General features: G+C 64.6%; 18 protein-coding genes and 2 tRNA genes. 15 read left to right on the forward strand and 5 right to left on the reverse strand.

Annotated elements, in window-relative coordinates; translation table 11 throughout:
- The first annotated feature begins 124 nt into the window (after positions 1-124).
- The 4 genes from SJY41_RS03565 to SJY41_RS03580 all read left to right on the forward strand — a co-directional run bounded on the left by SJY41_RS03565 (position 125) and on the right by SJY41_RS03580 (position 3,628).
- Entirely contained in the window at positions 125-1,831 is a 1,707-nt protein-coding gene (locus SJY41_RS03565; RefSeq protein ID WP_380784044.1) for a class I adenylate-forming enzyme family protein, read from the forward strand.
- 228 nt (positions 1,832-2,059) lie between these two features.
- Positions 2,060-3,331 carry an AI-2E family transporter gene (locus SJY41_RS03570; RefSeq protein ID WP_380779125.1) on the forward strand — a complete coding sequence of 424 codons (1,272 nt, stop codon included), beginning with the start codon at positions 2,060-2,062 and terminating at the stop codon, positions 3,329-3,331.
- Between the two features lie 44 nt (positions 3,332-3,375).
- Positions 3,376-3,452, forward strand: a tRNA-Asp gene (locus tag SJY41_RS03575).
- A gap of 99 nt (positions 3,453-3,551) precedes the next feature.
- A tRNA-Asp gene (locus SJY41_RS03580) sits at positions 3,552-3,628 on the forward strand.
- Between the two features lie 290 nt (positions 3,629-3,918).
- On the opposite strand, the gene SJY41_RS03585 is transcribed toward SJY41_RS03580, so the two are convergent.
- From SJY41_RS03585 to SJY41_RS03600, 4 genes are all read right to left on the reverse strand, one after another.
- Positions 3,919-4,119, reverse strand: a complete 201-nt coding sequence (locus SJY41_RS03585) for a DUF2842 domain-containing protein (RefSeq protein ID WP_380779127.1) — start codon at positions 4,117-4,119, stop codon at positions 3,919-3,921.
- Positions 4,116-4,649 carry a 5-formyltetrahydrofolate cyclo-ligase gene (locus tag SJY41_RS03590; RefSeq protein WP_380779130.1) on the reverse strand — a complete coding sequence of 178 codons (534 nt, stop codon included), beginning with the start codon at positions 4,647-4,649 and terminating at the stop codon, positions 4,116-4,118. The genes SJY41_RS03585 and SJY41_RS03590 overlap by 4 nt, the downstream gene beginning before the upstream one ends.
- 204 nt (positions 4,650-4,853) lie before the next feature.
- On the reverse strand, positions 4,854-5,165 hold the full coding sequence (locus SJY41_RS03595) for a cell division protein ZapA (protein ID WP_380779132.1): 312 nt from the start codon (positions 5,163-5,165) through the stop codon (positions 4,854-4,856).
- A gap of 11 nt (positions 5,166-5,176) precedes the next feature.
- Positions 5,177-5,422 carry a hypothetical protein gene (locus tag SJY41_RS03600; RefSeq protein ID WP_380779133.1) on the reverse strand — a complete coding sequence of 82 codons (246 nt, stop codon included), beginning with the start codon at positions 5,420-5,422 and terminating at the stop codon, positions 5,177-5,179.
- 144 nt (positions 5,423-5,566) lie between these two features.
- On the opposite strand from SJY41_RS03600, the gene gap reads away from it, so the two are divergent.
- The 3 genes from gap (at position 5,567) to SJY41_RS03615 (ending at position 8,474) form a co-directional block, all read left to right on the forward strand.
- Entirely contained in the window at positions 5,567-6,577 is a 1,011-nt protein-coding gene (gene gap / locus SJY41_RS03605; RefSeq protein ID WP_056048489.1) for a type I glyceraldehyde-3-phosphate dehydrogenase, read from the forward strand.
- Between the two features lie 299 nt (positions 6,578-6,876).
- Positions 6,877-7,287, forward strand: a complete 411-nt coding sequence (locus SJY41_RS03610) for an MOSC domain-containing protein (RefSeq protein ID WP_380784045.1) — start codon at positions 6,877-6,879, stop codon at positions 7,285-7,287.
- Positions 7,284-8,474 carry a phosphoglycerate kinase gene (locus SJY41_RS03615; RefSeq protein WP_380779135.1) on the forward strand — a complete coding sequence of 397 codons (1,191 nt, stop codon included), beginning with the start codon at positions 7,284-7,286 and terminating at the stop codon, positions 8,472-8,474. Before SJY41_RS03610 ends, SJY41_RS03615 begins: the two co-directional genes overlap by 4 nt.
- On the opposite strand, the gene SJY41_RS03620 is transcribed toward SJY41_RS03615, so the two are convergent.
- Positions 8,471-8,926: a TlpA family protein disulfide reductase gene (locus tag SJY41_RS03620; RefSeq protein WP_380779137.1), complete on the reverse strand. Its 456-nt coding sequence runs from the start codon at positions 8,924-8,926 to the stop codon at positions 8,471-8,473. The genes SJY41_RS03615 and SJY41_RS03620 overlap by 4 nt on opposite strands.
- A 163-nt stretch (positions 8,927-9,089) precedes the next feature.
- Here SJY41_RS03620 and SJY41_RS03625 point away from each other — a divergent pair, with 163 nt between their 5' ends.
- From SJY41_RS03625 to efp, 8 genes are all read left to right on the forward strand, one after another.
- A complete protein-coding gene (locus tag SJY41_RS03625; RefSeq protein ID WP_380779139.1) occupies positions 9,090-9,326 on the forward strand; it encodes a ribbon-helix-helix protein, CopG family in 237 nt (78 codons plus the stop codon).
- On the forward strand, positions 9,317-9,649 hold the full coding sequence (locus SJY41_RS03630) for a type II toxin-antitoxin system PemK/MazF family toxin (protein WP_380779141.1): 333 nt from the start codon (positions 9,317-9,319) through the stop codon (positions 9,647-9,649). The genes SJY41_RS03625 and SJY41_RS03630 overlap by 10 nt, the downstream gene beginning before the upstream one ends.
- A 13-nt stretch (positions 9,650-9,662) precedes the next feature.
- Positions 9,663-10,583, forward strand: coding sequence for a class I fructose-bisphosphate aldolase (locus SJY41_RS03635; protein WP_380779143.1), 921 nt, complete (start codon positions 9,663-9,665; stop codon positions 10,581-10,583).
- Positions 10,584-10,589: 6 nt separating this feature from the next.
- Complete coding sequence (locus tag SJY41_RS03640; protein WP_380779145.1) at positions 10,590-11,066, forward strand: hypothetical protein; 477 nt, start codon at positions 10,590-10,592, stop codon at positions 11,064-11,066.
- Complete coding sequence (thiE, locus tag SJY41_RS03645) at positions 11,063-11,752, forward strand: thiamine phosphate synthase (protein WP_380779147.1); 690 nt, start codon at positions 11,063-11,065, stop codon at positions 11,750-11,752. Before SJY41_RS03640 ends, thiE begins: the two co-directional genes overlap by 4 nt.
- A gap of 66 nt (positions 11,753-11,818) precedes the next feature.
- Entirely contained in the window at positions 11,819-12,832 is a 1,014-nt protein-coding gene (locus SJY41_RS03650; RefSeq protein WP_380779149.1) for a L,D-transpeptidase, read from the forward strand.
- Positions 12,833-12,835: 3 nt separating this feature from the next.
- Positions 12,836-13,432, forward strand: a complete 597-nt coding sequence (locus SJY41_RS03655) for a M23 family metallopeptidase (RefSeq protein WP_380779151.1) — start codon at positions 12,836-12,838, stop codon at positions 13,430-13,432.
- Positions 13,433-13,518: 86 nt separating this feature from the next.
- Positions 13,519-14,082: an elongation factor P gene (efp, locus tag SJY41_RS03660; RefSeq protein WP_093397280.1), complete on the forward strand. Its 564-nt coding sequence runs from the start codon at positions 13,519-13,521 to the stop codon at positions 14,080-14,082.
- Positions 14,083-14,111 lie beyond the last annotated feature (29 nt).

Below are 14,111 nucleotides of genomic sequence, written 5' to 3' on the forward strand. Positions count from 1 at the left end.
TGCGGCAGGAATCAACTATAACCTGTCTTCGAACAGGCGATAAGCCAAACCCGAAATTCAACTCTGGAGTCAACCGGTCTTGGCAAGCGAACCGATCATCGCACTCGATCCCTCCTGGCCGGCGATGTCGCTCGCCGATGCCGAGCGAATGCTGACCGCACCCGGCGCGAAATTCGAGATGGAGATGCTGACGATCGACGGCATCGAGACGCGCATCTGGAAGAACGCGCCGCCATCGCTGCGCTGGCTGGCCGAGGCGGCGCGCGCGCATGGCGACCGGGTATTTACGGCGTATGAGGACGAGCGCGTCACCTACGAAGCGAATTTTTGTGCGATCGCGGTGCTGGCGCGCCGGTTGCGCGAGATGGGGATCGGCCCCGGGGACCGCGTCGCGCTGGCGATGCGCAACTTGCCCGAATGGCCGGTCGCGTTCTTTGCGGGCGCCAGCATCGGCGCGATCATGGTGCCGCTCAACGCGTGGTGGACCGGCGCGGAGATGGAATACGGCCTCGCTGACTCTGGTGCGCGCGTGCTGATCACCGATGACGAGCGGCATCACCGGCTGGAGGCGGCCTATGCGGCGCTGCCGGCGCTGGAGCACGTGTTCGTCGCGCGTGCCGCCCAGCCGCTGACGGGGATCGTGACGCGGCTGGAGGACGTGATTGGCACTCCGCACGACTGGGCTGCGTTGCCTGACGTTGGCCTGCCGGAGGCAACGATCGCACCTGACGACGATGCTACGATCTTCTACACCAGCGGCACCACCGGCGCGCCGAAGGGGGCGCTCGGCACGCACCGCAACATGATGTCGAACATCCTGTCGGGCGGCTATTCGTCGGCACGCTCGTTCCTGCGCCGCGGCGAGGCACCGCCCGAGCCGACGCCGCGCGTGACATTGACCGTGATCCCGCTGTTCCACGTCACCGCCTGCTCGGCGGGGATGATGGGGGTGATCGCGACCGGCAGCACGATGATCTTCATGCGCAAATGGGACACGATTCGCGCGATGGAGATCATCGAGCGCGAGAAGGTGAACATCACCGGGGGCGTGCCGACCATCGCGTGGCAGCTTCTGGAACATCCCGATCGCGAGAAATATGACCTCTCGTCGCTCGAATCAATCGCGTACGGTGGAGCGCCCGCTGCGCCCGAACTGGTGAAGCGAATCTATGCCGAGTTCGGCGCGATGCCCGGCAATGGCTGGGGCATGACCGAGACGATGGCCACCGTCACGCATCACGGCGGCGAGGATTATCTCAACCGGCCGACCAGCGCGGGGCCTCCGGTCGCGGCGGCCGACCTCAAGATCGTCGCGGACGACGGCGTGACCGAGATGCCAGTGAGTGAGGTCGGCGAACTCTGGGCGCGCGGTCCGATGATCGTGAAGGGGTACTGGAACAAGCCGGACGCGACCGCGGCGACGTTCGTCGACGGCTGGGTGCGGACCGGCGACCTTGCGCGGCTCGACGAGGAGGGGTTCTGCTACATCGTCGACCGGGCGAAGGACATGATCATCCGCGGCGGCGAGAACATCTATTCGAGCGAGGTCGAGAACGTCCTCTACGCGCACCCCGCAGTGACCGACGCCGCGCTGATCGGCATTCCGCACCGGATACTGGGGGAGGAGCCGGCGGCAGTGGTACACCTCGCGCCGGGGGCGGTGACGACCGAGGCGGAGTTGCAGGGTTGGGTGCGGCAGCATCTCGCCGCGTTCAAGACGCCGGTCGCGGTGCGCTTCGTGCACGAGACACTGCCACGGAATGCGAACGGCAAGATCCTGAAGAAGGACTTGCAGGTATTGTTCGAGGATCGCGCACGCAAATCGGCTTGAGCTGTCATGGAGCTTTGCGACGTCGTTGATCAATCACATTGATCGGCGTCGACGATCTCCTGTCGCTCCGACCGCGCAGCATTCTTGCTTCGTCAGGGCCTTGTTCGTCACGGCGACCCCGCGCGTGCAGCCGCCCGCTGAGCGCGCCTCAAATTTTGATAGGCAGTACCAGCCGATACCCTTGAATGCGGTCCCTGATTACGGGAAGGGAGGGCAAAGGAAATTGCCATGACGGACGAGGGTCTTCGCCAGGAAACGAACCGCCAGCAGGCGGGGGAGCACGTAGCTGCGGAAGGCCCCCCGGCGGAAAGCGCGTTCGGATTGCCGATCAGTGTCGGGGTCGAGGATGCGATGCGGATCGCTCAGCGTCGCGACCGACTGCTGGCTGCCCTTACGCTGACTGCCGGCGTAGGACTGGTGCTGGCTACGCCGTTCGCGTTGAAGGCGGGTGCGGAGTTCTTTCTACCGCTTACCGCGGCGCTGGTAATCGCCGTGGCGCTGGTGCCGGTTCTCGAATGGCTTGAGCGGCGCCATGTTCCGTCGCCACTCGCTGCGATCCTGTGCATTCTCGTATTTCTGATCGCCGCCAACATCGCGATTGCCGCGATCCTGGTGCCCGCGACCGATTTCTTCCGGTTGCTGCCGACGCGATTGGACCGGATCCAGAGTAATTTGGCGCCGTTGCTCGATCTCTACTCGAGCCTGGAAAAATACGTGAACAAGACGCTTCGGCAGGTTGCGTCAACGCCGATCAAACAGCCCGCAACCGCTGGTGTCGCCGCGCCGGGGTCGATCCTCGAACTTGCCGCGACGTCGGCGCCGGCGGTTATCGTCCAGTTCCTGTTCGGCGTGCTGATCGTATTCTTTTTTCTATCCGGCTGGACGCGGATGCGGCGGCGGACGATCACCGGGCGGACCAGTTTCGATGGCGCGATGGCCACTGCGCGGGTCATTCAGGATATCGTCGACGACGTCTCGGCGTATCTCGGCACCATCACGCTCATCAACATCGTCCTGGGGATCGTGACGGGGACGATGCTGTGGTTCATCGGCATGCCCTATCCGGCGATGTGGGGCGGGATCGTCGCGTTGCTGAATTACATTCCGTATTTTGGCCCGGTGATCGGCGCGTTCCTGCTCGCGCTAGGCGGGCTGATGACGTTTTCGGACATCTGGATGGCGATGCTGCCGCCGGCACTCATGTACGGGCTGCACCTGGTCGAGGCGAACGCGATCACGCCGTTCATCGTCGGACATCGGCTGACCATCAGTCCGTTGCTGATCCTGATCTCGCTGAGCTTCTGGGGATGGGTGTGGGGCACGTCGGGCGCACTGCTGGCGGTTCCCCTGTTGATCATCCTCCAGACCGTGCTGGGGGCGGCCGGCAAGCCTGATATCGCCGGGTTCCTGTTCGAACATGGCACGCTGGTACAACCCAAAGCGGGGCGAAATCGTCGTCGTGGTGACCCACCGGAGCAACAACGTGAAACTGGGGGTTGACGGTATCCGAACCCTCGCCTAGTTGCCGCCTCCACGCTGTTTCAGCGGGTGTAGCTCAGTTGGTTAGAGCGCCGGCCTGTCACGCCGGAGGTCGCGGGTTCGAGTCCCGTCACTCGCGCCATCGTTTGCCCTGACCGGGTAGATGGTTCGAGATAGTGTTTGAGGTTTTGACGAGCCTTCCCGCGTGTCCCTTGGGCCGCTAGGGTTCGTCATTGGGAATGCGGGTGTAGCTCAGTTGGTTAGAGCGCCGGCCTGTCACGCCGGAGGTCGCGGGTTCGAGTCCCGTCACTCGCGCCACCCTGATGGGTGGCCGAGACCCTTCAAGATTTTGGATGCTGCGAGCATCCAGTTCCGTAGATTATCCGGACCACCAAGCCTTTTCCGTTCGTGCTGAGTAAAGACCGAGTAGCTCCGCTAGGAGCATATCGAGGGCTCGTATCGAAGCATGTGTTCCGAGCGCCAACCTTCCTTCGACACGCCCTCTCGATACGCCGCCTACGGTGACTACTCGATGGCTACTCAGGAAGAACGGGAGGGGGGCAGGGGAGCGCATCGGCGCATGGAGCCGACAGGCGGCGGCAGGTCCTTTACCTCCCGATCTCCATCCAGCGCAGCACCGGCTTTAGCGGTGCGATCCAGATCAGGCCGGTGAACAGGTAGAAGACGAGTTGCGCCAGCCAGTGCCAGTTGCCGACGATGTTCGACAAACTCACGATGGCGACGCACCACACCAGGATCAGTAGCAGGATGCCGAGCATGCCGACGGGTTTGCGCCAGGTTGGCGTCATGGCGTGATCCAGTCTGATTCGGTGGCGATGGCGTGGAGCGGGACGTCCCACGGGTCTGGGGTCAGGCTATCGACCTGCTGCACCGATAGCGCAATGCCGACCCGCCACGCGTTCGGGTGCGCGAGGAAGGCGCGGTCGTAATAACCGGCGCCCTGGCCAATCCGGTTGCCGCTGCGATCGAAGCCGACGAGCGGCGTCAGGATGATGTCCGGTTCGAGTTCGGCGGCGTTCTCGGCGGGCTGGTGCAACCCGAACGGCCCGGCGACCAGCGCTGCCTCGGTCGCCCAGGACAGGAAGCGCATCGGCAACGACCGACGGACGATATGGGGCAGGGCGATGACGCATCCGGCATCGACCGCGGCGCGCGCAAAGGGCGAGGGATCGGCCTCCCCGCCGAACGGGACATAGGAGGCGACCGTCAATCCGGGTTTTAGCCGTGCCAGAAACGCCGACGGCACTGGAAGCGCGATGGGCGGGCGCGCTTCCCGCGCGGCACGGAGCGAGGCTCTCAGCGCGCTCTTGTCGATCATGCGCTTGCGACCCTGAGATAGGGGGAAGATGGTGGTGTGGCGGGCCCACCATGGCCGTGTGCCGGGTTATCCACTGACGCACGGTACGTCAGGTGGGGACCATGTGCTTCGGACCAGGATCCTAACAGGGACAGCCCCCTATGGATGATGAATAGCCTCAGGGATAATAAAGGCTCGTACCGGGCAGAACCCGCCACAACCAATCTAGGCGCTCGGCCCGGTTTGCTCAAGGGGGCTTAGCTCAAGGGCTTCTGCAAGGCCTTCGAGACGATCGGCGATCCGGGTGAGCGCGATTTCGCTGACCGCCGAGCCTTGGGGCGGGCGATGTGCCGCCTCGTCGAGATCGTCGGCGAGCATCAGGGCAACGAACAGCATCGCACGCTCGGCGCTGAGGCCGCCGGCGGCACGGTCCGCAATGGGCCAGCGCTCGGCCAGCATTGCGCCGAGCAGGCGGACGCGGGACTCTTCGCCGTCACGGCAGGCGACGGCGTGGGGCCGGCCGCCGATGTCGAGCATGACCTGTGCCATTAGTTGGTGCTTCCCCGTGTGATGACGTCGTCGAGCGCGGCAACGGCCTCCGCCATGCGTGCTTTGAGCGCAGCGTGGCGTTTTGCCAGGGCGTCGCCGCTGCGGGCGCGGGCGGTGATCGCGGCTTCAATTCGTGCGATCGCGGCGTCGATCCGGTCGACTGCGGCCGTATCGGATGCGACATCGGGTGCCGTATGGGCAGCGGTATCAACTGTATCTAGTATCGCGTCTGGAGTGTCTGGCATGCCGGTCGAGATAGCATGGCCGGAAGACGCGGCAAGCCGGTTTCGCCCCTTCAGTCTGCGATCCACGGTGTTGACAGGGCGCCCCACCGCCCCGCAAAGGCTGCGCGCCCGGAACGGACTCGCGGGCGTAGCGGAGAGACAGCAATGACGGTCAAGGTTGCGATCAACGGTTTCGGGCGCATCGGCCGTCTCGTCGCCCGTGCGGTACTCGAACAGTCGAACGGCGCACTCGAACTCGTCGCGATCAACGATCTGGGCGATGCGAAGTCGAACGCGTGGCTGTTCAAGCGCGACAGCGTCCACGGCAAGTATCCGGGCGAAGTCTCGGCCGAGGGCAACGAGCTAGTGGTCGACGGCAAGCGCATCCGCGTCACCGCAGAGCGTGACCCCGCCAATTTGCCGCACGCCGAGCTGGGCGTCGACATCGTCCTCGAATGCACCGGCTTCTTCACGGACAAGGCGAGCTGCCAGAAGCATCTCGATGCCGGCGCGAAGAAGGTGTTGATCTCGGCGCCTGGCAAGAACGTCGACCTGACCGTCGTCTACGGCGTCAACCACGACAAGCTGACCGCCGAGCACACGATCGTCTCGAACGCGTCGTGCACCACCAACTGCCTCGCGCCCGTCGCCAAGGTGCTGAACGATGCGATCGGCATCGAGCGCGGCCTGATGACGACCGTGCATGCGTACACCAACGACCAGAAGATCCTCGACCAGATCCACCCCGACCTGCGTCGCGCACGCGCTGCGGCGATGTCGATGATCCCGACCACGACGGGTGCCGCTCGTGCGGTTGCCGAAGTGCTGCCGGAGCTGAAGGGCAAGCTCGACGGTTCGGCGATCCGCGTACCGGTGCCGGACGTGTCGCTGATCGACCTGACCTTCACCCCGTCGCGCGACACGACGCGTGAAGAGGTGAATGCGGTGCTGAAGGCGGCATCCGAGAGCGGCCCGCTCGTCGGCGTACTCGACTGGTCGGACGAGCCGCTCGTCTCGATCGATCTCCAGCATACCCCGGCGTCGTCGACGATCGACAGCCTGGAGACCGCGGTGATCGACGGCAAGCTGGTCCGCGTCGTCAGCTGGTACGACAACGAGTGGGGCTTCTCGAACCGCATGGTTGATACTGCCACGGCGATGGCGAAGTTCATCTGAAGGTAGACGGACGCTGCGTTCCCTTCCCCGCTCTCCCACCCCAGTCCGTCCTCCCAGCGAAAGCTGGGATCTCCAAGTTCGGGTCGCGGCGCGCGCCCGTGGGGATGCCCCAGCTTTCGCTGGAATGACGGGGATTGGAATGGATAGCCCGTCATCTCGGCGAAAGCTGGGATCTCTCCGGTCGGGTCGCAGCGTCCGCCAACTGGACTACCCAGCTTTCGACCGGGTGCCGTATTTTGGATAAGGTAACCCGGGGCACGATCGCCGGCATCGCTCGCCACGCGCGCGCGAAAGCGCCGATGGAGGTCATCGACCGTGTCGAGATCACCGTCGCGGCGGGCCTGCATGGCGACTTCCGCGGCTATGTGAAGCCCGGCGGCAAAGGTCGGCGGCAGGTCACGCTGCTCGAACGCAGCGACTGGGCCGCGGCGATGGCGGAGGTCGGCCAGGATATCCCCTGGCAGGAACGGCGCGCGAACCTGCTCGTCGATGGCTTCGATTTGCCGCAAATACCCGGTACCCGGCTCCGCATCGGTGCGGATGTCGTGCTGGAGGTGACGCGCCACACCGATCCGTGCGAACGCATGGAAGCGCTGGCGCCGGGATTGTTCGCCGCGCTGACGCCCGACTGGCGGGGCGGGGCGTGCGCCCGAGTGTTGATGGGCGGCAGAATCGCCGTCGGTGATGAGATCAGGATCGAAGAACCATGACCAAGCCATTCAAGACGCTCGACGATATGGGCGACATCCGGGGCAAGCGCGTGCTCGTTCGCGAAGACCTGAACGTGCCGATGGCCGAGGGTCGCGTTACAGACGACACTCGCCTGCGCGCGACTGTCGCAACTGTCGGTGAGCTCGCCGACAAGGGCGCGATCGTCCTCGTGCTTGCCCATTTCGGTCGGCCCAAGGGCGTGCCTAGCCCCGAGTTCTCGCTGGCGCAGGTGGTGAAGCCGTACAGCGAAGTGCTTGGCCGTGAAGTTCGCTACATCGATTGGGAAGGCGCCGACGACGCGGTTGCGACGCTGGAACCCGGCGATATCGCGGTGCTGGAGAACACGCGCTTCTTCGGTGGCGAAGAAACCAACGACGCGACAGTGGTCCAGCGTTTTGCGAGCCTCGGCGACCTGTACGTCAACGATGCCTTCTCTGCCGCGCACCGCGCGCACGCCTCGACCGAGGGCTTGGCGCACGTGCTCCCGGCCTTTGCGGGTCGGGCGATGGAAGCCGAGCTCGACGCGCTGCAAAAGGCATTGGGGGCGCCCGAGCATCCGGTGGCTGCCGTCGTCGGTGGCGCCAAGGTCTCGTCGAAGCTCGACGTCCTGCGGCATCTCGTTACCCGGGTCGACCACCTCATCATCGGCGGCGGCATGGCCAACACCTTCCTCGCAGCGCGCGGCGTCGATGTCGGAAAGAGCCTGTGCGAACATGAGCTTGCGGGTGTTTGCGAACAGATCATGGAAGCAGCCGACAAGGCAAACTGCATCGTCCACCTGCCGTACGACGTCGTCGTTTCTAAGGAGTTCAAGCCGAACCCTGCAACGCGGACCGTCAACGTTCATGAGGTCGCGGCCGACGAGATGATCCTCGACGTCGGACCTGCTGCGGTCGAGTCGCTCGGCGACGTGCTCAAGAACTGCCGCACTTTGGTGTGGAACGGTCCGCTCGGCGCGTTCGAGACGCCACCGTTCGACACGGCTACCGTCGCTCTGGCGAAAACCGCTGCGGCGCTGACGGAGGGCGGGTCGCTCGTCTCGGTGGCGGGCGGCGGCGATACGGTCGCGGCGCTCAACCATGCCGGCGTCGCCGCGGCGTTCACCTTCGTCTCGACGGCGGGCGGTGCCTTCCTCGAGTGGATGGAAGGCAAGGACCTGCCCGGCGTCGCCGCACTGACGCGTTAAGGCGTCGGTTCCCGTAGCAGGGGGACCAGCAGGGTATTGAGGTCATCGAGGCCGAACGCGCCGGCTTTCGCGTAGCGAACGATGCCGGCGCGATCGATGATGTAGTTGGTCGGCAGCGCGCCCATGACGGCGAACGGTCCCTTGATCCGCCGCGCGGACGGGATCGCCATCGCCGTGAACAGGGGCTTCAGCTTGAACGCCGGCAGCGAATCTTCTGTCGCCACCGCGAAAACCCGCAGGCCATTGGGCTTGCGGACTCGATAATAGGCGTCGAGCAGCGGTAGTTCGGTCTTGCACGGCCCGCACCACGTCGCCCAGAAGTTCAGCACGACGACCTGGCCGCGCACGTCCGCGCTGCGAACCTTGCTCCCGTCGATCAGCGTCAATTCGAAATCGGGCGCTCGGTCGCCGACTTTTACCGCAGCCGGCACTGCGGTCGACGTCAGCAACATCGCGCCCGCTAAAAACCCACACGCCAATCGCATCATCCGTCCCCCGTTTTCGGCACAGTTGGCCGGAAGCAGGTCTGCGTCAATCGGGACGTAATCTGGAACCGCGAGGGGTTGATCCGTTCTGGCCGCCGATCTATGTTTAACATGTTAAACGGAGGTGTGCGTGCTCGGCGTCAGGCTTGATAGCGAACTCGAAGAGCGACTCGCGGCGGTCGCGCGCACCCAAGGGCGTAGCAAGAGTGACATCGCACGCGAGGCCGTCCGCCGCTACGTCGAACGGCATGATGCGGCGTTTCTGGCCGAGGCCAGGCGGCAATCCTTGGCTGCGTCCGCGCAGGATAATCGCGACGACTTTGCGTTCTGGGAGACGATCGAACTGGCGAGCGACACGTGGAAATAAGGCGTGGCGATATCGTGATTGCTGCAGGGCCGGACGAACATACCGGCAAACCCCGGCCTTTCCTGATCGTCCAGTCGGATGTCTTCAACGATGTCCACGCGTCCATGACTTCGTGTCCGATCGCCAGGGCGACCGGCGGCAATCTGCTCTTCCGGGTCAGTCTGCCGGCCTCCGACGAGACCGGCCTTCTCCTCGCCAGCGAGGTCCAGGCTGACAAGATGATCTCGATCCGTCGAGAGCGCATCATCCGCCGCATTGGCGCCGCCCCCATCACCACCATGACCAGCGTCGACGATGCTTTGCGCCGTTGGCTCGAGCTTTAGACAGGAGAGACCCATGACATCCGCGATAACCCTCGCCGTAAAAGACATTCTCGACAAGTACGAAGCCACCAGTTCGGCGGTGAAGGCGAACCTCGCGCGGATCCTGATGCAGGGTAAGCTCGGTGGTACCGGCAAGCTGGTGATCCTGCCGGTCGACCAGGGTTTCGAGCATGGCCCGGCGCGCAGCTTCTCGGTCAATCCGGCGGCGTATGACCCGCATTACCATTACCAGCTCGCGATCGATGCGGGGCTCAGCGCCTATGCGGCGCCGCTCGGGATGCTCGAAGCGGGAGCCGATACGTTTGCGGGACAGATCCCGACGATCCTGAAGTGCAACAGTTCGAACAGCTGGGCGACGTCAATCGACCAGGCGGTGACCGCGACCGTATCGGATGCGATGCGGCTGGGCTCGGCGGCGATCGGCTTCACGATCTATCCGGGCGCGGACCAGTTCTTCGATCTCGTCGAAGAGATTCGCGAGCTGAGCGAAGAGGCGAAGTCTGTCGGAATCGCCACGGTGATCTGGTCGTATCCGCGCGGTGGCGAGCTGACCAAGGACGGCGAACTCGCGCTCGACGTCGGAGCCTATGCTGCGCACATGGCAGCGCTGCTCGGCGCGCACATCATCAAGACCAAGCTGCCGACTGCGCATATCGAGCAGAAGGAAGCCAAGCCGCTCTACGCGAACACTGACTGGTCTAAGCAGTCGGACCGCGTGAAGCACGTCGTCCAGTCGAGCTTTGCCGGGCGTCGCATCAACGTCTTCTCGGGCGGTGCGTCGAAGGGCGAAGACGCGGTGTTCCAGGACGCACGCGACATTCGCGACGGCGGCGGCAACGGCTCGATCATCGGCCGCAACACCTTCCAGCGTCCGCGCGACGAGGCGCTGGCGATGCTCGAGCGCATCATCCGCATCTACAAGAACGAAGAATAAGGCCCTGTGATCGGGGCGTTCTCCTATGACAAGGCGATTGCCCCGATAATCTGGGTGCTGATTGGATTGTCGAGCGTCGAGCTCGTGGTCGTCCATTTATTGTTGGCGCATTGGTGGCCACGGGTCGCGGCCATCGTCGCGATCGTGACGGTGGCCGGAATTGTCTGGCTTGTGACGATCGTGCGGTCGTTCCGCGGCATGCCGGTGCTGCTCGATGCAGACCGCCTGCTCATGCGGATCGGGCGGTTGCGCTCGGTCAGCGTTCCGACTGATCTCATCAACGGACTGCGATCGTCTTGCGACGCAGCAGCGTTGAAGCAGCGCGATGTGCTGAACCTCGCGTTGATCGCGTATCCCAACGTAGTGGTCGATCTGACTGCGCCGATCACAGTCGGTCGGCGGCGGATTTCGACGATTGCGCACCGGCTCGATGATCCTGCCGGTTTCGCTGCGGCGCTGAACCGGCTAGGGCCGCGGGCATGACCGAATTCGAAGATCCGCTGGGCCCACTCGACCCGAATTTCGCCGACAATTTCCGCCGCGACATGCGCCGGCCGCCGTGCCAGCTGTATCTGGTGTCGCCACTGGACGTCGGTGGCGACTTTCCCGAGCGCCTCGCGCGCGCGCTGGACGCCGGGCCGGTTGCCGCGTTCCAGTTCCGGGTGAAGGACATCGACCAGCATGCGGCCGCCGCGCTCGGCGAGCCTCTGCGCACGATCTGTGCGGAGCGCGAGGTCGCGTTCATCGTCAACGATGACATCGGGCTGGCCAAGCGGCTCGACGCGGACGGTGTGCATCTGGGTCAGAACGACGGTGATCCGCGCGAGGCGCGCGCCCAGCTCGGGCCCAACGCGCAGATCGGCGTGAGCTGCCACGGCAGTCGCCATCTGGCGATGGAAGCGGGCGAGGCCGGGGCCGACTATGTGGCGTTCGGCGCCTTCTATCCGTCGACGACCAAGACCGTGACGCAGACGGCCGAGCCGGTGACGCTGTCGTGGTGGTCGACCCTGTTCGAGATCCCGTGCGTCGCGATCGGCGGCATCACGCCCGAGAACGCCGCGCCTTTGGTTGCTGCCGGCGCCGACTTCATCGCGGTCTCGAACGCGGTCTGGGGTGGCGACGAGGTCGCGGCGATCAAGGCGTTCGGCGAGGTTCTCGCCAAGCGCTGAGCGTGTGGGAAACAACCGTCGTGCCGACCGTTTGATGCAGAAGCGTAACGGTTTGGGATGACGGGCATGGCAGCATTCGTAACGAAGGTCTCGGTTCTGGCGGCATGCGTGCTGGGTGCCGCGTCGCCCGCACTGGCGCAGACAGCGCCGGCCAAGCCCTTACCGATCGACCGCAATGTGTTGCACGTGCAGGTGATCCTCGACCATCTCGGCTTCGGTCCGGGCGTTTTGGACGGACGCGGCGGGCAATCGCTCGTTGCCGCACTGAAGGGTTTTCAGGAATCGAAGGGCCTGCCGATCACGGGCAAGCCGGATGCCCGCACGTTGCACGCGCTCTACCCGTATCGCGCCGCGCGGCCGACGGTGACCGTGGCGTTGACGCCGGAGATGCTGGCCGGGCCGTTCGTCAATCCATTCCCGAAGGATCCGGCGAAGCAGGCCGAGCTTCCGTCGCTCGGCTACAAGGACGTGATGGAGAAGCTCGGCGAGATGTTCCACACGACGCCGGCAGTGATCGTCGCGCTGAACGCACCGACAACCAAGCTGACGCCGGGTGCCAAGGTCGTGTTCCCGAACGCGCTGCCGTCGTCGCGCGCCTATGATCCGAAGCTGAAGCCCGATTGGATCGCCACGCTCACCATGCTGAACGTCGATGCCAAACAGCCGCAGGCGGATCATATCGTGGTAGACAAATCCGACGGGGTGCTCCGCGTGCTCGACGCGCATGACACGCTTATCGCACAGTTCTCCGCGACGATGGGGTCGAGTCACGATCCATTGCCGCTCGGCACGTGGAAGATCTACGGCTCGGACTATAATCCGAAGTTCCATTTTAACCCCGCGCTCTTCTGGGATGCGAAGAAGGGGCAGACCAAGGAGATGTTGCCGCCGGGGCCGAATGGTCCAGTCGGCGTCGTCTGGATGGACCTGTCGAAGGAGCATTACGGCATTCACGGGACGCCGAACCCGGAGACGATCGGGCGTGCGGAAAGCCATGGCTGTATCCGCCTGACCAACTGGGATGCGGCACGACTGTCGATGATGATCAAGCCTGGGATCAAAGCGGTGTTCCAGGCCTAGGCGATGACGCGGACGTTTTGGATCATTCTTGCGTTGATCGTGGTCGTTGTCGGCGGATTCGCTTCGATGGTGTCGTTCGGCAGCGGCGGCGAGCATAGGGTAGCGTGGCGCAAGCCTCCGCCCCCGGTCGGGACGTCAGCTATTCCTGATACGACGGGCGTGCTCGCCGTCCCGGTAGCCGGCGTTCTGCGAAAAACGATCACGGACAGCTGGAACGACGCGCGCGGCGGCGGGACGCGCGGGCATCACGGGACCGACATCATGGCAGCGGGCGGCACGCCGGTCGTCGCGGCCGCGCCGGGGCGGATCGAGAAGCTGTTTCAGAGCGGGCTCGGTGGGATCACGCTCTACGTCCGCTCGCCGGATCGTCGCTGGACCTATTATTACGCGCACCTCGCTGGGTACGCGGCCGGCGTACGCGAGGGCATGACGGTCAAGGCCGGCGACACGCTTGGGTATGTCGGCGACACCGGCGATGCGGGCGCCGGCAACTACCACCTGCATTTTGGGCTCACCAAGATGCGGCCGGGCGAGCGCTGGTGGCAAGGGGAGAACGTGAACCCGTACCCGCTGCTTGCCGGACGCGAGCGCGCCCGCTAAAGCCCGCCGCTTCGGGTTTCCGCAGAGCCACGCCCTAGGGCCATGCTTCGCGGGCGGCCCCTAGCTCTTTCCAGCAGGAATCGGTCATGAAGATCAACGCGGTCGAGATTCGTCCCGGCAACATCCTTGAATATGAGGGCGGCATCTGGCGCGCCGTCAAGATTCAGCACACCCAGCCCGGCAAGGGCGGTGCCTATATGCAGGTCGAGATGAAGAACCTCATCGACGGCCGCAAGAACAACATCCGTTTCCGCTCCGCAGAGAGCGTCGAGAAGGTGCGGCTCGAGACCGTCGACTTCCAGTTTCTGTTCCGCGAAGGCGACATGCTCACCTTCATGGACAAGATCAATTACGAGCAGATCTCGCTCGATGCCGACATCCTGGGCGACGCCGCGGCGTTCCTGCAGGACGGCATGGACGTTGTGATGGAGCTCTGGGAAGAGCGTCCGATCTCGGTCCAGCTGCCCGACACGATCGAGGCGCTGATCGTCGAGGCGGATGCCGTCGTGAAGGGTCAGACCGCGTCGTCGAGCTACAAGCCTGCGGTGCTCGAGAACGGCGTGCGCGTGATGGTGCCGCCGCATATCGGTGCCGGAACGCGGATCGTGGTCGATGTCTACGAGCAGACGTACGTAAGGCGCGCGGATTAACCTTCGCTGCCACAAGAAGGGTGAGTGCT

This window comes from Sphingomonas sp. R86520 (assembly GCF_042466285.1).
In the GTDB taxonomy this organism is placed as follows: domain Bacteria; phylum Pseudomonadota; class Alphaproteobacteria; order Sphingomonadales; family Sphingomonadaceae; genus Sphingomonas.